The sequence below is a fragment of the Mycobacterium tuberculosis H37Rv genome (assembly GCF_000195955.2).
GTDB classification, from domain to species: Bacteria; Actinomycetota; Actinomycetes; order Mycobacteriales; family Mycobacteriaceae; genus Mycobacterium; species Mycobacterium tuberculosis.
The window spans coordinates 3,425,478-3,441,754 of the sequence record NC_000962.3 but is presented as its reverse complement, the minus strand read 5'-3'; the positions used below and the strand labels follow the sequence as shown (position 1 = coordinate 3,441,754).

The following is a 16,277-nucleotide window of genomic DNA, read 5'->3' as shown; positions in this document are numbered from 1 at the left end:
TCAGAGGCCAATGATGACGATGACCACGCCGATCACGATGGCCACCGAGAGGGACAACAACAGAAAGCTGACGAATCCCTCCTTGGCGGCCGGGGCTTTGTGGTCGCCGGTCGCGATGGGCGCGAATTTACGGCCCGCTCCCCAGGCCGCCGCGAGCAGGGTCGCCAGCCAGTTGGCGTAGGCGGAGTAAACGATCAGCGCCACCGCGATAACCTGCCATGCCTCGGGCAGATCGATGTGCGGCCAGAGCAGGCCGAGCACGACGAGGAACATCCCGTTGAGGACCCCCTCGAGGTGGCTCGACAGCGCCATGCGCGGGTTCTTCAGTGCCGGGATGACCAATCCGGTAAGCAGGCCGATCAGGAACAGGGCCAACCCGATGGTGAATAGCAGCTTCTGCAATTAGCGCACGAACCTTCCCAACACTCGCCGCACCAAACCGTTGGATGCCCCGCTCGGCGGCAGTCGATGAGCATACGGCCACGGTTGGTTGCGTTCCGGTACCGATACCGCACGTTGCTGTTTGAGCAGCATCCGCAGATGCTGTCGCAGCTCGTGCAGTTGTGGGTCGGTCCACCGGTTGTATGCCTCGATGGGATCGGCGGTCAGGTCGTAGAGCTCCCACTGGTCGTCCAGTGGATCGGTGCGATAGGCGTCGCCGCCCATGCCGTTGGTGGCCAGGTGACGCACACCGGGTTCGGTCCAGGTGGCCGGGTCGTCGAAGGTACGCACCAGTTTCCACAGGTGCCCGGCACCACCGGCGGCGTCGGTGTCATCGACCCGTACGACTAATCCCTCGAAGTTGGCGGCGACGTGGGCGGGCACCTTGATGCGCAGCGGTGCAGGCGGATTCACGATACGGCCCAGTTGCCGCGACAGCAGGGACGCGCCGGTGTCGCCTTCGAGCACGTTGTCACGCGTCATCAGGTAGATGGCCCGACCCTCGTCGGCCGAAGCCCCGTCCACGACCGGCATCAGGTCACGACCGGGCAGCGGATGCACCTCGGAGAACGATTCGGCCAGGGCCGCGGCCACCACGTCTACGTCCACGCCGGCCGCGCTAAGCAGCGTCGGCACCAAGTCGACATGCGAGGTGGGCGCCGAGACCGTGCGCGGTTGGGTTGCCTTCTCGCCGATGCGGGCAATGACGAACGGCACCCTGGTTGCCTCGTCATAGAGGTTGAACCACTTCTGGTGCAGTCCGCCATGCGCTCCGAGCAGATCGCCATGGTCGGAGGTGCGCACCAGCATGGCATCCTCGGATCCGCCCTCGGTGACCGCGCGGCCCACACGGTCGATCGGCCCGTCGACCTCGGCGTGCAGGCGGTAGTAGAGGTCCCGGTAGCGCTGCGCGTTGCGGGCATAGTTGCGGCTGACCATACGCGTTAGGCCGTATCCGGAGTAGTACGCCTCCCGGTAGGCGACCTGCGCGGCCGGCTTGGTCGACAGGTCCTCGTCGGCGGTCGGCGCCGCCGGTACGTGTGGCGGGTCCAGTGGGGAGGGCTTTAGCGGGCTGCGCCACACCCATGCCGGGAACAGCACGATGTCGTGCGGGTTGACGAAGCTGGCCACCAGCAAGAACGGGCGCATCGCGGCGGTGTCACCGGCGCGCCGCCGGGCGTAGCGCTCGGTCAGCCACGCGACGACACGATCGGCGACCAGCGGGTCGCGACGAAAACCGCTGTTGGCCAACCCCGCCCCATGGGGCTCGGGGCCCACCCACCCGGAGAAGCCGTATGGCCCGAGCGGGTCGGCGTCGAGGTAACGCCGCACCGCGGCCGAGTCGACGACGCCCTCGTTGTCGTTGGTGGCCAGTGGTGCACCGGTCGCGGGGTCTTCCAGATCGGCGTGCGAGATGTGCCACTTGCCGTCGTAGTGAGTGTCATACCCGGCCGCGCGAAACCAGTTACCCAACGTCGGCACCTCGCCGGCCCGTAGCCAGCGCAGCCGCGAATCATCGAATCGCTTGCCGATGCCGTCGGTCTGGGTGACGCCGTGCAGATCCGGATATTGGCCGGTGAAAATCGTCGGGCGGCTGGGCACGCACGCCAGCGAACCGGTGTAGTGCCGAGTGAAACTGATCCCGTGCTCGTCGAACCAACGGCGGCCGGTCAAGCTGCGTTGACGCCAGGCGAGCACCTCGGCCGACTCGTACGGCGGCACCGCACGTTCCTCGTCGGTCATCACGATGATGATGTCGGGACGGTTAGCCATGTTTGTCCTCCAATCGTTGTGCCAGCCCGGCGAGCATCGTGTTGGACCGCTTGGCCATGGCGCGGCCGACGACAAGTTCGGCCAGACGCGCCAGCGGGTTGCCGCCGATTTCGATCGTGCTGGTCAAGGTGACCACCGTCACCGCGCCTACAGGATCGGCCGGCCGTAGTGTCCAGCGGTTGGTGACTTTGCGCAGCCGGGCGGGCAGGCCCTCGATGCGGTAGGCCAGTGTCGTGGGTGGGTCGAACTCGATGACACGCTCCACCAGCGTGTTGCGGCCGACCTGCACGCGGCGGGTGCTGCCTAGAGCTCCGCCGTCGGGACCGTGGTTCAAGACGCAGGAGTGGTCGACGCCCTCGACCCATGAACTCAAGGAACCAAAGTCGGCCAGGACGTCCCAGATGGTTTGCTGCCGGGCCGCTATCGTCCGGCTGCGGCGAGTGTCGGACACCACGCCATCCAACACCATGGACGTGGGTTTTGCGGGGCATCCTGCCAATCCGATTTGCGACGTCGCTACGGTTTAAGGAGAACAATGTCGACATCGACTGAGCGAAGAGACACTAGATGACCTCAATGTATGAACAGGTCGATACCAACACGGCGGATCCGGTGGCCGGGTCTCGTATCGATCCGGTTCTCGCGCGGAGTTGGTTACTGGTCAACGGCGCGCACGGCGACCGGTTCGAGTCCGCCGCGCACTCACGCGCCGACATCGTCGTGCTCGATATCGAGGACGCGGTCGCTCCCAAAGACAAGCATGCCGCCCGGGACAACGCCGTGCGTTGGTTTGGTGACGGAAACGCTGACTGGGTGCGCATCAACGGCTTCGGCACACCTTGGTGGGCGGACGATCTAGCGATGTTGGCCGATAGCCCCGTTGGCGGAGTGATGCTGGCGATGGTCGAATCGGTGGACCATGTCACCGAGACCGCGAAACGACTACCTAACGTGCCGATCGTTGCACTGGTCGAAACGGCGCGGGGTCTGGAGCGCATCAACGAGATTGCTGCGGCCAAGGGCACCTTCCGGCTCGCCTTCGGTATCGGCGACTTTCGCCGGGACACCGGCTTTGGCGAAGACCCGGCAACATTGGCCTACGCGCGGTCGCGCTTTACCATCGCGGCCCGGGCCGCCGGTCTGCCCAGCGCGATCGACGGGCCGACCATCGGCTCCAACGCGCTCAAGCTGATCGAGGCCACGGCCGTCTCCGCCGAGTTTGGCATGACCGGCAAGATCTGCCTTTCGCCGGACCAATGTCCGGTGGTGAATGAGGGGCTATCCCCGTCGCAGGACGAAATCGTCTGGGCGAAGGAATTTTTCGCTGAGTTCGCCCGCGACGGGGGCGAGATCCGCAACGGGTCTGACCTGCCGCGCATTGCCCGGGCCACCAAGATCCTCGATCTGGCCCGCGCCTACGGCATCGAAGTGTCCGACTTCGAGGACGAACCGGTTCACATGCCGGCTCCGACTGACACCTACCACTACTAGGCGGCGTATCGAGCGAGCGCGATGCCGATTCGGACCTCGAGTTCGCTGACGGTGACCGCAGGCAGGTGCGGCGGGGCGCCGGACCGGTGTCGACTGCCTGTCGGGGTAATGAATTCGGCTGTGTGCGTGTGATTTTCGTCGACACTTGTGCTGACCCGCCAGCCGGGGGCTTGTTTGGCGTAGTTGCAGCGTTCGCAGGTCCCAAGCCCGTTGTGCGCGCTGGTCGGGCCGCCGTCGGCCCAGGGGTGGGCATGGTCGCGGTGTCGGATCGGCGCGTCACAGTAGGGGGTGCGGCAACGCTGATCGCGCAGCTCGATGAAGGCGGCCAGACCGCGGGGAAACAGCCGCGCCCGTGATTCCATCGACACCAGCGCCCCGGCCTGAGGATGAGCGTAGAGCCTGCGCAGGGTGGCCCGCGATCTCTGGTCGGTGACGGCGCTAGCGACCATGGTCCGTGCCACGGCCGCAGGAATGGGACCGTAGCCGCACAGCTGCGCCGGTGTGTTGGCCGCACCCAGCAGCGTTTCATCCGACATGACCAGGTTGACCGCGATCGGGGTCGGGACCGCCGCGTCGCGGCCGGTGACCCGTTCGACCAGGGTGTCGGCCATGACTTGGCCGCGGGAGCGCCCGTCGCAGCGGGTGTCTGCCGCTCGGGTCAGCGCCGCATACACCGACACGCCTTGGGCGACTGGCAACAGGGCGGTCAGATACGTCATGGTGTCCGGTGCCGGCCGAATGGTGACCGTACGGTCATTTTCGGCGTTGGCCGCCCGGTCGACGACGGCCTGCGGGTCCAGCCGATAGGCGATCGCCCTGGCGGCCGCGACCACCCGCGCATCGCCCATCCCCTCCAAGTCGCCGGGGTCGCCACATAACTCGGCATCTAATGCGCGCCGGTCCGCGACATCCAGACATGCGCTTTCGCGCACGATCAGGGTGGCCCGCCACTCCGAGAGGGCGCCGCAGTCCAGGGCGGCCAGCGTGTGTGGCATCTCGTAAACCAAGGCCTTGGCAAACCCCAGATGCCGGCTGCCCCGGGCTGGTGAATCTCGTCGAGCCAGGGCAATCTCACTGGCCAGCCCACGTCCACGGCGCGCAGCCGGCACCCCGGCAGCTCCTTCGGCGGCTCTGCGGGCGGCGTCCACAGCGGCCGCCGCCCGCGCCTGGCCAGCCGCGGCTGCCGACTTAAGCCGCTCCAGCTCGGCGATTCGCTCGATCAACGCCGCTTCCTCGGCATCCGGGTCGATCGCGGTCAATGTCTCGAACATGTGTTCGAGAATAGCAGCCTGCACAGACCGGGACAACTGGTGGCGCCGGTGGCTGTGGATAAGCCCCCGCGGTAACGGCTATACGCTGGCACAATGGTGCGCGAGACACGGGTGCGGGTGGCCCGCGTCTATGAAGACATCGATCCCGACGACGGCCAGCGTGTCCTGGTCGATCGCATCTGGCCGCACGGAATCCGCAAGGATGACCAGCGGGTGGGCATCTGGTGCAAAGACGTCGCACCATCCAAAGAGCTGCGCGAGTGGTACCACCACCAGCCGGAGCGGTTTGACGAATTCGCGTCGCGCTACCAGGAGGAGCTGCACGACAGCGCGGCACTAGCCGAGCTGCGCAAGCTGACCGGGCGCAGCGTTGTGACCCCGGTGACCGCGACGCGCCACGTGGCACGCAGCCATGCGGCCGTCTTGGCGCAGTTGCTCAACGGCCGCTAATGCCAATTGGCCTGTGTGAGACGCTCGTGCGATGTGACTGGGACTGCACGCGCTGGAATAGGTGCCGGCGCCGACCCGGCGGTCGTCGATGCCGTCGCGGTTGCGGCGGACGACTGTGGCTTCGCCACCTTGTGGGTCGGCGAACATGTCGTGATGGTGGACCGGCCCGCGTCGCGTTATCCCTACTCCCGCGACGGCGTCATCGCGGTTCCGGCACAGGCGGATTGGCTTGACCCGATGATCGCGTTGAGTTTCGCCGCTGCCGCCTCGTCGCGGGTGGACGTCGCGACGGGCGTGCTACTGCTGCCTGAGCACAACCCGGTGATAGTGGCCAAAGAAGCGGCGAGCCTGGATCGGTTGAGTGGTAGGCGGCTGACACTAGGCGTGGCGTCGGATGGTCCAAGGAGGAGTTCGACGCGCTCGGAGTGCCATTCGAGCGGCGCGCAGAGCGCACCGCCGAATACGTCGCTGCAATGCGCACATTATGGCGCGACGACGTCGCATCGTTCGACGGCAACAGTCGGGTCGTGATCGTGGCGAACTGCGGCTGGCCGTGGCCCTGGCTAATCCTCAGGTTGGTGATGTCGATGTGCTCGCGAACTGGGCGTTGACGAGTTGGTGTTGGTCGAGGTGCCACCGGATAATCCTGAGGTCGTAGCGGGCTGGGTATCGGCGCTGGCCGACAAATGGATGTTCGCATCGCGGGTTGGGTAAGCGTCCCCGACGTGGGATCTGACCAATCTGGCGGCTGGCACTCAGTAGTCGTAGCGCGCCAGTGGGGTTTCACCGGTCTTTTGCGTGCCATCCCGTGACCCGGTGAGTGACACGGCCGCAGGGACCATCTCACTGGTTACCAGCCCGTGCCAGTTCGTCAGCTCATCGACGATGTCGAAGCTGCGCGCGATAGCCTGGGGTGTGTCGACGATGATCGTGGTCACCGGCACCCTACGCACCAGCTGAAATAGCTTGTCCCCATGGGGTTTATGGTCGCCGTAAAAGCCCCAGATGCCGCGCAGCGCGGTAGCGCCCCGCGCCGTTTCGGACTGCATCAGTCGATGGACAAGCGCTCGGTGGATCGGCAGCCCCTCATGATGGGTTGCTTCGGCGGTGTGAACCATGAGCTTTTGCCACAGGGTGCGTCCCTGGTCATCGGTCTGCGGCAGCTGTTGGGGGCGGGCGAACAACTCGCCGTCGCGCTTGCACAGCCGCACCCGTTCGATGGTCAGCAGCGGGTTAGGCAGTGCTGCGGTGAGTTCCATTGCGGCCACGGCAACCTGTGCAGGCGTTCCGACGGCAATGATCATCAGTGGAACATTGACGTTGCGGCCGAAGAACCGGGCCCGGCGGCGCCGACCGTGTGCCGTGCCGTCGACGCCGAGCAGCACTGTGGCACCTGCGAATCCATGTCGATGCAAAAGCTCGCAGATGGTGTAGTAGGCCGGCGCCCCGGCAACCCGCACCTGGCGGCCGGCGTAGATGGTGAGCTTGGCGGCATCTCCGTTTCGGCTGTCGATGTCGCCGAATTCCTCGGCGCCGCTGTGCCGGGTGACCAGTCGCGCCCGTTCCAGGGTCACCAGGCCGCGGTCGGTCATCGCTGTGACGTCGTCGACCAGGGAGCGGATTTTCGATTCGATGTCGACGGCGGCGACGGTCACCGGCGGGTCCTCGGACAGGCTCAGCGATTGATCGCAGCGAAACTCGTGCTTTGGCCCGAAACTGGTGGTACCGCGCAGCATCACGCTGGTCGCGACGTTATGGGAGCCGAACAGATCCAGCATCGCATCGGCCAGAAACCTCCCCGCCCCGCCGACAGCGCGTTGCCGCTCGCCGAAATACGCGGTCAGCTTCAGGCATTGCTCGTTCATATCTGGGCGATCCACTGACCGAGTAGCGCCGCGGCTAGACCGAGCACAACGCTGACGACGATATTGGCCAATGCCGAAACCATCTGGCGGTCCTCTCCCAACCGTTGGGTTTCTAGCATCCAGGTGGAAAAGGTGGTGTAGGCGCCGACGAACCCCGTGCCGGCCAGTAAGGCTGCGTCTTTCGGCAACGCCAGGCCGGCCAGAAACCCCAGCAGCGCGGCTCCGGTGATGTTCACCGTCAGTGTGCCGTAGGGAAAAGTCCGGGCCAGCCGGCGGGCCACCGAGCGATCGACCAGAAAACGCAACACGGACCCAATACCGCCGATGAGCATCACGCCGATCCAGATTGCCACCGTCAGGGCCGTCGAGGCCGTCATCGGCGTATCCGCACTCGGCGTACCAAGACCGTGGCCAGGTGCACCGCCAGCAATCCGAGGGTGATGCTGACGACGGAGTAGGCAGCGGCCAAACCCCAATGACCGTGTTCGATCATGCTGATCGTCTCGACCTGCATCGTCGAGAAAGTGGTCAGTCCGCCGCACAATCCGGTGCCGAGCAATGGGCGTCGATAACTCGACAGGGGCAATCGCTCCAGCAGCCGGGTGGTGAAATAACCCACCAGGAAGGCGCCGACGACGTTGACCGTGAACGTCGGCCATGGCCACCGGGCTGGGTCGGGGATGGCGAGTGCGCTCAGCGCTGCTCGGGCCAGCGCACCCAACGCTCCGCCGGCGAAAACCGCAGCCAACTCGCGATAATCGTGGTTTGGCACTGGTCGATCCCTCTCGGTGTGCTAATGCTGCGCTTCGCACTGTAGGGCCTGTGGGCAGAATTGGTAGCCATGGTGGCCAACCCACGAGCCGGTCAACCGGCCCAGCCCGAAGACCTCGTCGACCTGCCCCATCTGGTGACTGCGTACTACTCGATCGAACCCGATCCCGACGACCTCGCTCAACAGGTCGCTTTCGGCACCTCAGGGCACCGGGGCTCAGCCCTGACCGGAACGTTCAACGAACTACATATTCTGGCCATCACCCAGGCTATCGTCGAATACCGCGCCGCCCAGGGGACCACCGGGCCGCTGTTCATCGGCCGTGACACCCATGGCCTTTCGGAACCGGCATGGGTATCGGCGCTGGAGGTACTCGCCGCCAATCAGGTGGTGGCCGTCGTCGACTCCCGCGACCGCTACACGCCGACGCCGGCAATCAGCCACGCCATCTTGACCTACAACCGCGGCCGGACCGAAGCGCTGGCCGACGGGATCGTTGTGACGCCGTCGCACAACCCGCCGTCCGACGGCGGCATCAAGTACAACCCACCCAACGGTGGCCCGGCGGACACCGCTGCGACCACCGCAATAGCCAAGCGTGCCAACGAGATTCTGCTCGCTCGGTCGATGGTGAAGCGGTTGCCGCTGGCCCGCGCGTTACGCACCGCCCAGCGACACGACTACCTGGGCCACTATGTCGATGACCTGCCGAACGTGGTCGATATCGCCGCCATTCGCGAGGCCGGGGTGCGGATCGGCGCCGACCCGCTCGGCGGGGCCAGCGTGGATTACTGGGGTGAGATCGCCCACCGGCATGGCCTAGACCTGACCGTGGTCAATCCGCTGGTCGACGCAACCTGGCGGTTCATGACCCTGGACACCGACGGGAAGATCCGGATGGACTGCAGTTCACCGGATGCGATGGCTGGGCTCATCCGAACGATGTTCGGCAACCGGGAGCGCTACCAGATCGCCACCGGCAACGACGCCGACGCCGACCGACACGGCATAGTCACCCCTGACGAAGGGCTGCTGAATCCTAACCACTATCTGGCCGTGGCCATCGAATATCTCTACACCCACCGCCCGTCCTGGCCGGCCGGCATCGCCGTGGGCAAGACGGTGGTCAGCTCGTCGATCATCGACCGGGTGGTCGCCGGGATCGGCCGTCAACTCGTTGAGGTACCGGTCGGATTCAAATGGTTCGTCGACGGTCTGATCGGCGCCACCTTGGGCTTCGGCGGCGAGGAATCGGCGGGGGCATCATTTCTGCGACGGGACGGATCGGTATGGACCACCGACAAGGACGGCATCATCATGGCGCTGCTGGCCGCCGAGATCCTGGCGGTCACCGGGGCTACGCCGTCGCAGCGATATCACGCGCTGGCCGGCGAGTACGGTGGGCCGTGCTATGCGCGGATCGACGCGCCCGCCGATCGGGAGCAGAAAGCCCGCCTGGCCAGGCTGTCGGCCGACCAGGTGAGCGCCACCGAGTTGGCCGGTGAGCCGATCACCGCAAAGCTGACGACCGCGCCCGGCAACGGTGCTGCGCTGGGCGGATTGAAGGTGACGACGGCCAATGCGTGGTTTGCCGCGCGTCCGTCGGGCACCGAGGACGTCTACAAGATCTACGCGGAGTCCTTCCGTGGACCGCAACATCTGGTCGAGGTGCAGCAGACCGCCCGCGAAGTGGTCGATCGGGTCATCGGGTGAGGCTCGCTGACCTGGGGCTTTGAACGCTTTCCGGCGGTGGTGTAGCTTCGATGGGCATCACTTCATGGGGCTATGGCGCAGCTGGTAGCGCACCACACTGGCAGTGTGGGGGTCAGGGGTTCGAGTCCCCTTAGCTCCACTCAGGATCCCGGTGGCAGCACAGCGTCGTACTTCGGACAATACGTGCGAATCGAGACGGCCACGTAAGCGGTTGTCCGGTCGCCAAGTGCAGGGCTGCTACTCTGCAATGCCTCGACCACCTGCTGCACGGTCATGCCGCCGCCGAGATTGGTGCAGACCATCTTGCCGTTGTAGACGGCGGCATCGGGGTTGGTGAACGAGATGCCGCGATCGTGCAGGTTGCCAAGAAAGACGCTGTCCAGGTCTGGGCTTTGCAGCGTTGACGGCGGGGCGGCGGTGGGCGCGGACCGTGTTGTTAGCCCCGCAGGGGGTGGTGTCGCGGCCGCCCCAGGCTGGTCCGGGTGCCGGTGCGCTAACGTGAACCACCCGAGGAGGATGGCCGCGCCTATCCCGACGCCGACCGTCAGCAATGCTGCGGCGCTTCCCCAGACGACCCGCCAGGACTGGTATTCGGCGGTTACTTCGTATTCGCGGGCGGTGTCAATCTCAGGTGCCGCACCGGTGGTGGGAGCCGCTGCGGTGTCAGTCGGGGGTTCGTCCCGCATGGGCAGATTGTCCCACTTCGCGCTGTTCCGGGCCGTCCGCAACCAGCCTGGCGATGGCATCGGTGAGCTCATCGGTGCTCAGCGGGGTACCGGTGATAAGCGCGTGCAGCGTAGCGCCGTCGAAAAACACGGTGACCGCGTTGGCGGCTCGTCGACCGATGCGCGGTTCGAGCAGCGCGAGTAGACCATCTGGCCACAGCCGGGCCAAGCGCTGCAGTTCCGGTCGATGAGCTGCCGCCATGTACAACTCGTTGAGCGTGCGATAGCGGTCCTGGTCGGCCAGGTAGACGGTGGTGAGCCGGGCCAGGGTCGCGGCCAGGTCGCGGTCCTTGTCGAGGTCGCTGCGCCACTGCGCCAACAGGTCGGCCGAGGCGTTTGCGGCGTGCGCGAGCGCGGCTTCCCGCAGCGCGTCGAGGTCATTGAAGTAGTAGGTCGTCGACCCGACCGGTACATTGGCCTCCGCGGCAACCCTGCGGTGGCTCAGCCCGCCAAGGCCCTGGCGAGCGATCACGCGCTCGGCCGCCTCGACGATCGCCTGCCGGCGACCGGCTGGGTCGCGTGGACGGCGGTCGGAGCCTGCGGTCAATGGGCACCCGCCAGGTTCAACGTGACCACGCCGACGACAATCAGGCCGACGCCAACCACCTTCATCACAGATATCGGCGAGCCGAGAAACAGTACGGCGACCAGCACAATGGCGGCCGTACCGATTGCCGACCACAGCGCATAGGCGACGTCCGTCTGCATGCCGTGCGAGATCGACAAGGCCAGCAGCGCGAAAGCGATGCCATAACCCACTAGACAGCCCACCGTGGGCCACAACCGAGTGAACCCTTCCGTGCTTTTGAGCAGGCTGGTTGCCACCACTTCCGCGAAGATCGCGCACAAGAGGTATAGGTAGATCAAGACCCCTCCTTTGTGTACATTTGTACATGTACAAATGTACACAAAGGAGGCTCGTGCGTCCACACGTGAGTAGGCACACCGGTGGGAGACAAAATCCGCCCAGCGTTCGCGCGGTCGATCCCCGTAACGTCGTGTCATGGTGAAAGATCTCGACCGTCGGCTCGCCGGCTGTTTGCCGGCTGTGCTGAGCCTCTTTCGGTTGGTATACGGGCTGCTGTTCGCCGGCTACGGATCGATGATCCTTTTCGGCTGGCCCGTCACCTCGGCTCAACCCGTCGAATTTGGATCCTGGCCCGGCTGGTATGCCGGGGTCATCGAGTTGGTGGCAGGTCTGCTGATCGCAACCGGGCTGTTTACCCGCGCTGTGGCGTTCGTTGCCTCGGGCGAAATGGCGGTCGCCTACTTCTGGATGCATCAACCGTATGCACTGTGGCCGATCGGCGGTCCACCGGACGGCAATGGCGGAACTCCGGCGATACTGTTCTGCTTCGGCTTCTTCCTGCTGGTGTTCACCGGTGGTGGGATCTACTCAATTGATGCTCGACGCACTGTCACTGCATAAGGCTGGTCAGGCTACCCAAGCGTCCATTGTGGCGGGGCGTCAGGGCACGTCCCTATAGGTGCCTTCGAATCCGTTTACCTGGAATCGTCGATGATCGGGGCTAGCGGATCAGGTTCCAATGGATCCTCGCGAGCGACACCACCGCCGCTCGTGAGAGCCATCGTGCCCAGCAGACCGGCCATGAGTCCCCGAGCGAACCGATAACGTCTCTTGGTCGCCCTCTCCGCCGGCTGCCGCGAATCGCGGGTTGGACCCACGCCTACTCGCCGTCTGATTGCGGCGCCGGTACCACTGCAGCGGGAGGGCTAGTCGGGCGCCGCGACGGAAGCCGAGGCCGGCGCGCCCAAACGTCGTTGCAACTTTCGCTCTGCGGCTGTAGGAATCAGGCCAGCGGGCGCGAACAACGTCGACGGCGCCGGATCGTCCTCGGCCAACGGTATGCCGCGGCCGCGAATTGTCTTCAGCGCCACTATGACTCCGGCGACAACAACCAGCACGACGACCACCACGAAGACGATCGACAGGGTGCCCTGGACGAATGTGTTCCGGACGACGTCGTTGATCTCATCGGCGTTGGTGGCCGAGCCGAACGCGGTCTCGCCTGCGTGCTGGGCTGCCGCGTAGTGAGCATGCTGAGTCCAGTAGCCGACAGAAGGATCAGCGGAGAAGATCTTCTGCCACGATGCGGTCAGGGTGACCGCCAGATCCCACAGCAGTGGAATACCCGGTATCCAAGCCCACTTCAGTCGCCCCTTCTTGATGACGACGACGGTGATGACGGTCAGCGCAATTCCGGCAAGCAACTGGTTGGCAATGCCGAACAGCGGGAACAGCGTGTTGATGCCGCCCAGCGGATCGGTCACACCGAGCAGCAGGATGCTGCCCCACGCCGCGACGACCACCAAACGGCAAGCCCACGCACCGGGACGCCAGCTCGGATTCTGCAGTTTGCGCAGCACACCGCCAAAGTTGCCCAGCGCATCGGAGATCATGAAGCGCGCGGCCCTGGTGCCGGCGTCGACGGTGGTGAGGATGAACAGAGCCTCAAACATGATCGCGAAGTGATACCAGAACGCCTTGAGGCCCACACCGCCGACCACTCGATGCAGCATCTCCGCCATGCCGAACGCCAGCGTCGGCGCACCGCCGGTGCGCGACACGATCGTCTGTTCGCCGACGCTGGCGGCGGCCTGGCTGATGTGGTCTGGGGTCACCGGTGAGCCCGTCAAACCGAGCCCGTTGACGTACTTGGCGGCGGTGGCTGCGCTGTCGTGGGTATGCAGGGACGGCGCGTTGAGGGTGAAGTATAGGTGCTGGTCGAGGATCGCCGCGGTGAGTAGTGCTATGACGGCGACGAAGGACTCGGTCATCATGCCGCCGTAGCCGATCACGCGCATCTGGCCTTCCTTCTCCAGCATCTTCGGCGTCGTGCCCGAGCAGATGAGCGCGTGGAATCCAGACAGCGCCCCGCACGCGATGGTGATGAACAGGAATGGAAACAGTGAGCCGGCGAACACCGGGCCGTTGCCGCTACCGGCGAATTTCGACACCGCTGGGGCCTCGATGATCGGGTGAGCCGCACAAACACCGATCGCGAGAAGCGCGATGGTGCCGACCTTCATGAACGTTGACAGGTAGTCGCGTGGCGCGAGCAGCAGCCACACCGGCAGCACCGAAGCTGCGAAGCCATAGCTGATGAGAAGCCAACACAGTGTCACCGGTGACAAGCTGAACCACGCTGCGCCCCAGGAGGTATGGGCAACCCAATCACCGGAGACAACGGCGAGCAGCAGCAGTCCGATCCCGATCAATGAAACTTCCGACACCCGCCCGGGACGTAGGAACCGCAAGTAGCAGCCCATGAAGATGGCGATGGGGATGGTCATGGCGATCGAGAAGACGCCCCATGGGCTCTTGGCCAGGGCCCGCACGACCACCAGCGCCAGCACCGCGATCACAATGGTGATAATGACCGGGATTCCAACGAGGGCGGCCACTCCGGCGGTGGCGCCGAGTTCGTCGCGAACCATCTGACCCAGGGAGCGGCCACGCCGCCGCACGGAGATCCACAACACCAGGTAGTCCTGGACACATCCGGCCAGCACCGCGCCGACGACAATCCAGATGCTGCTGGGTAAGTAACCCATCTGGGTGGCCAGTACTGGTCCGACAAGCGGCCCGGCACCGGCGATGGCGGCGAAGTGGTGTCCGAATACCACCCGCCGGTCGGTGGGCACGTAGTCGGTGCCGTCGTCGAGGATTTCGGCCGGGGTGGCGTGATCGTCGCGGGGACGGACGACTTTCATTTCGATCAGCCGCGCATAAAACCGGAACCCGATGATGTAGGTGCAGCCCGCTGCGACCACGATCCAGACCGCGTTGACCGGCTCGTTGCGGAAGAACGCGACGACGGTCCAGGCGAGAGCGCCGATCACGGCAACGGCCACGAAGAAGATCTTGTGCCGAAGCGTGATGGGGGAGCGACCGAGGATGGCCACGGGTGGCAGGTCGGCATCGGCGCGGACGCAGCTGGCGTGTCCGGAGCGTTCTTCGATCCGATTCGACGGGGTCGGCGCTGCCACCGTCACCTCCCTCAATCACGGGTGCGATCTCCGTTGATCCTTGCAGCTGCTTGTCCCGCCCGCTTGGTCGACGAGCGTGAATCTGGCGACGCCCAGCCGGCGTGTCCCGTCGCAGGAGTCACTCTCGCCGTGCGATCAGTAGAGCGCGCGCACGGCATCGATGGTGTCGGCCTCGGCCGGGTCCTTGTCGGCGCGGTAGCGCACCACGCGGGCAAACCGCAATGCCAGCCCGCCCGGGTAGCGCGACGACCTTTGCACGCCGTCGAGGGCTACCTCGACCACCTGCTCGGGCCTAAGTTGGACGACGTAGCCGTCTGTCGGACCCACCGCGATCTCGTGAAACCTGGTGGTCTGCCAGTCCAGCATGGCGTCGGTCATTCCTTTGAAGGTCTTGCCCACCATCACGAATCCACCGGTAGCCGGATCGCGTGCGCCCAGGTGAATATTGGAGAGCTTGCCGCGCCGGCGTCCCGAGCCCCATTCCACCGCGAGCACCACCAAGTCGAGTGTGTGCACCGGCTTGACCTTCAGCCAGCCCGCTCCGCGGCGACCCGCAAGGTAACGAGCGGCCGGTGCCTTGGCCATCACCCCCTCGTGGCCGGCGGCCAGCGTCGCATCCAGGAAGTTGGCCGCGTCCGTTGGATCGGACGTGATCAGCCGGTCCACGCGGTGCCGAGCCGGCACCAGTGCGTCCAGGGCGGCCAGCCGCTCGGTGGTCGGCGCTTCGAGCAAGTCGGTACCATCCCGATGCAGGATGTCGAAGAAGAACACCGAAAGTGGCTGCGTCGCGCGGGCAGCCGCAACATCGACCGATCGGCCGAACCGTGATGCGGTGACCTGGAAACGCTGCGGCCGGTTGTCCGGGCACAGCGCGATCGCCTCGCCGTCGGCCACTAGATCCCGGACCGGCAGTGCCAGTGTTGCCTCCACCACCTCGGGCAGCCGGGCAGTGACGTCGTCCAGGCTTCGGGTGTAGATCCTGACCTGGTCGTTTGCCCGGTGGATCTGCACTCGCGCGCCGTCTAGTTTAGCCTCGAAAATGGTTGTGCCGCCGTGACGTTCGAGTGCATCATGGACGCTGGTCGCGGTCTGTGCCAGCATCGGGCCTATCGGTCGGCCCACTCGCAGGGTGAAGGTGTCCAGCGCCGCGCCGGACAGGCCGGCCGCCGCCGCTGCCGCCAGGTCGCCGCCTAGCATCGCGGCGCGTTGGACCGTCGCGGCCGGGAGCCCGGCGGCCTGGGCGACCGCATCGGCCATGATCCCGCCCTTTGCGCCCTGGCGCAGTTCACCGCCGAGCAGTCGCAACAAAAAGGTTTGCTCAGCTTCGGTTGCGGCGGAGAACAATTCCGCAACGAGTGCCGCGCGCTGCGCCTGAGACCCTTTGCCCGGTAGAGTGCCGATCTTAGAGAGGGTGGCGTCGACACCGGTGACGGTCAACGCCGGTTGCGGCGCGGGCGGCGGTAGGGACCGCAATGCCGCCCACCCGACACCGATATGGCGTTGCGGCAGCTCGCCGGAGAGCCACGACACGATGATCGTGACCAGCTGTGTGTCTGGCGCGGCGCGGTGCAACAGGGCGGCGATGCGCGCGACCTTGGTCAGCCGCGACGAGGTGGCGGCCACGTCCATTGAGGTGATGGCCACGTCGTGAAGGAGCACGGTTCAGCTTGGCATGTCTCGCCGACATCGTTGGCGAGGGCAAGGCTGGCGTGCCCGAGCAAGCCGTGTCTCGCGGCCGCGACAGACAATTAGTATACTCTTTACC

Annotated in this window: 17 protein-coding genes and 1 tRNA gene; 6 read left to right on the top strand and 12 right to left on the bottom strand. The window is 65.6% G+C overall.

Annotated elements, in window-relative coordinates:
• Genes hab through Rv3076 form a run of 3 tightly spaced genes read right to left on the bottom strand, consistent with a single transcriptional unit; the run spans position 1 to position 2,683 of the window.
• Positions 1–402 (bottom strand): hydroxylaminobenzene mutase, encoded by a 402-nt coding sequence (gene hab / locus Rv3078; protein NP_217594.1) that lies wholly within the window; start codon positions 400–402, stop codon positions 1–3.
• Complete coding sequence (locus Rv3077) at positions 403–2,214, bottom strand: hydrolase (protein ID YP_177923.1); 1,812 nt, start codon at positions 2,212–2,214, stop codon at positions 403–405.
• Positions 2,207–2,683, bottom strand: a complete 477-nt coding sequence (locus Rv3076) for a hypothetical protein (RefSeq protein ID NP_217592.1) — start codon at positions 2,681–2,683, stop codon at positions 2,207–2,209. The genes Rv3077 and Rv3076 overlap by 8 nt, the downstream gene beginning before the upstream one ends.
• Before the next feature lie 98 nt (positions 2,684–2,781).
• Here Rv3076 and Rv3075c point away from each other — a divergent pair, with 98 nt between their 5' ends.
• Entirely contained in the window at positions 2,782–3,705 is a 924-nt protein-coding gene (locus Rv3075c) for a hypothetical protein (protein NP_217591.1), read from the top strand.
• Here the strand turns inward: Rv3075c and Rv3074 are convergent.
• Positions 3,702–4,976 (bottom strand): hypothetical protein, encoded by a 1,275-nt coding sequence (locus Rv3074; RefSeq protein ID NP_217590.1) that lies wholly within the window; start codon positions 4,974–4,976, stop codon positions 3,702–3,704. The genes Rv3075c and Rv3074 overlap by 4 nt on opposite strands.
• Before the next feature lie 93 nt (positions 4,977–5,069).
• On the opposite strand from Rv3074, the gene Rv3073c reads away from it, so the two are divergent.
• Positions 5,070–5,426 (top strand): hypothetical protein, encoded by a 357-nt coding sequence (locus tag Rv3073c; protein ID NP_217589.1) that lies wholly within the window; start codon positions 5,070–5,072, stop codon positions 5,424–5,426.
• Between the two features lie 6 nt (positions 5,427–5,432).
• Positions 5,433–5,957 carry a hypothetical protein gene (locus Rv3072c; protein ID NP_217588.1) on the top strand — a complete coding sequence of 175 codons (525 nt, stop codon included), beginning with the start codon at positions 5,433–5,435 and terminating at the stop codon, positions 5,955–5,957.
• Positions 5,958–6,181: 224 nt separating this feature from the next.
• Here the strand turns inward: Rv3072c and Rv3071 are convergent, their stop codons facing one another.
• From Rv3071 to Rv3069, 3 genes are read right to left on the bottom strand one after another with little or no spacing between them, the layout of a single operon-like run.
• Positions 6,182–7,291, bottom strand: coding sequence for a hypothetical protein (locus Rv3071; protein ID NP_217587.1), 1,110 nt, complete (start codon positions 7,289–7,291; stop codon positions 6,182–6,184).
• Positions 7,288–7,668, bottom strand: a complete 381-nt coding sequence (locus tag Rv3070) for a fluoride ion transporter CrcB (RefSeq protein NP_217586.1) — start codon at positions 7,666–7,668, stop codon at positions 7,288–7,290. Before Rv3070 ends, Rv3071 begins: the two co-directional genes overlap by 4 nt.
• Positions 7,665–8,063, bottom strand: a complete 399-nt coding sequence (locus tag Rv3069) for a fluoride ion transporter CrcB (protein ID NP_217585.1) — start codon at positions 8,061–8,063, stop codon at positions 7,665–7,667. The genes Rv3070 and Rv3069 overlap by 4 nt, the downstream gene beginning before the upstream one ends.
• 69 nt (positions 8,064–8,132) lie before the next feature.
• On the opposite strand from Rv3069, the gene pgmA reads away from it, so the two are divergent.
• Positions 8,133–9,776 (top strand): phosphoglucomutase PgmA, encoded by a 1,644-nt coding sequence (gene pgmA, locus Rv3068c; protein NP_217584.1) that lies wholly within the window; start codon positions 8,133–8,135, stop codon positions 9,774–9,776.
• Positions 9,777–9,842: 66 nt separating this feature from the next.
• Positions 9,843–9,915, top strand: a tRNA-Ala gene (alaU, locus tag Rvnt37).
• Position 9,916: 1 nt separating this feature from the next.
• Here alaU and Rv3067 read toward each other — a convergent pair.
• From Rv3067 to mmr, 3 genes are all read right to left on the bottom strand, one after another.
• Entirely contained in the window at positions 9,917–10,327 is a 411-nt protein-coding gene (locus tag Rv3067) for a hypothetical protein (RefSeq protein ID NP_217583.1), read from the bottom strand.
• Between the two features lie 112 nt (positions 10,328–10,439).
• Complete coding sequence (locus Rv3066; RefSeq protein NP_217582.1) at positions 10,440–11,048, bottom strand: DeoR family transcriptional regulator; 609 nt, start codon at positions 11,046–11,048, stop codon at positions 10,440–10,442.
• On the bottom strand, positions 11,045–11,368 hold the full coding sequence (gene mmr, locus Rv3065) for a multidrug resistance protein Mmr (RefSeq protein YP_177922.1): 324 nt from the start codon (positions 11,366–11,368) through the stop codon (positions 11,045–11,047). Before mmr ends, Rv3066 begins: the two co-directional genes overlap by 4 nt.
• A 136-nt stretch (positions 11,369–11,504) precedes the next feature.
• Here mmr and Rv3064c point away from each other — a divergent pair, with 136 nt between their 5' ends.
• Positions 11,505–11,930 carry an integral membrane protein gene (locus tag Rv3064c; protein ID NP_217580.1) on the top strand — a complete coding sequence of 142 codons (426 nt, stop codon included), beginning with the start codon at positions 11,505–11,507 and terminating at the stop codon, positions 11,928–11,930.
• Between the two features lie 305 nt (positions 11,931–12,235).
• Here the strand turns inward: Rv3064c and cstA are convergent, their stop codons facing one another.
• Both cstA and ligB read right to left on the bottom strand, forming a co-directional pair.
• Positions 12,236–14,512: a carbon starvation protein A gene (cstA, locus tag Rv3063; RefSeq protein ID NP_217579.1), complete on the bottom strand. Its 2,277-nt coding sequence runs from the start codon at positions 14,510–14,512 to the stop codon at positions 12,236–12,238.
• Positions 14,513–14,647: 135 nt separating this feature from the next.
• Positions 14,648–16,171, bottom strand: a complete 1,524-nt coding sequence (gene ligB, locus Rv3062) for a DNA ligase (protein ID NP_217578.1) — start codon at positions 16,169–16,171, stop codon at positions 14,648–14,650.
• Between the last annotated feature and the right edge of the window lie 106 nt (positions 16,172–16,277).

Bases quoted from the DNA above. Each gene is read 5' to 3' on its own strand.
- Rv3064c (NP_217580.1), top strand. From the start codon at position 11,505: ATGGTGAAAGATCTCGACCGTCGGCTCGCCGGCTGTTTGCCGGCTGTG.
- Rv3070 (NP_217586.1), bottom strand. From the start codon at position 7,668: ATGACGGCCTCGACGGCCCTGACGGTGGCAATCTGGATCGGCGTGATG.
- Rv3073c (NP_217589.1), top strand. From the start codon at position 5,070: ATGGTGCGCGAGACACGGGTGCGGGTGGCCCGCGTCTATGAAGACATC.
- Rv3075c (NP_217591.1), top strand. From the start codon at position 2,782: ATGACCTCAATGTATGAACAGGTCGATACCAACACGGCGGATCCGGTG.
- Rv3074 (NP_217590.1), bottom strand. From the start codon at position 4,976: ATGTTCGAGACATTGACCGCGATCGACCCGGATGCCGAGGAAGCGGCG.
- pgmA (NP_217584.1), top strand. From the start codon at position 8,133: ATGGTGGCCAACCCACGAGCCGGTCAACCGGCCCAGCCCGAAGACCTC.
- Rv3077 (YP_177923.1), bottom strand. From the start codon at position 2,214: ATGGCTAACCGTCCCGACATCATCATCGTGATGACCGACGAGGAACGT.
- Rv3071 (NP_217587.1), bottom strand. From the start codon at position 7,291: ATGAACGAGCAATGCCTGAAGCTGACCGCGTATTTCGGCGAGCGGCAA.
- Rv3076 (NP_217592.1), bottom strand. From the start codon at position 2,683: ATGGTGTTGGATGGCGTGGTGTCCGACACTCGCCGCAGCCGGACGATA.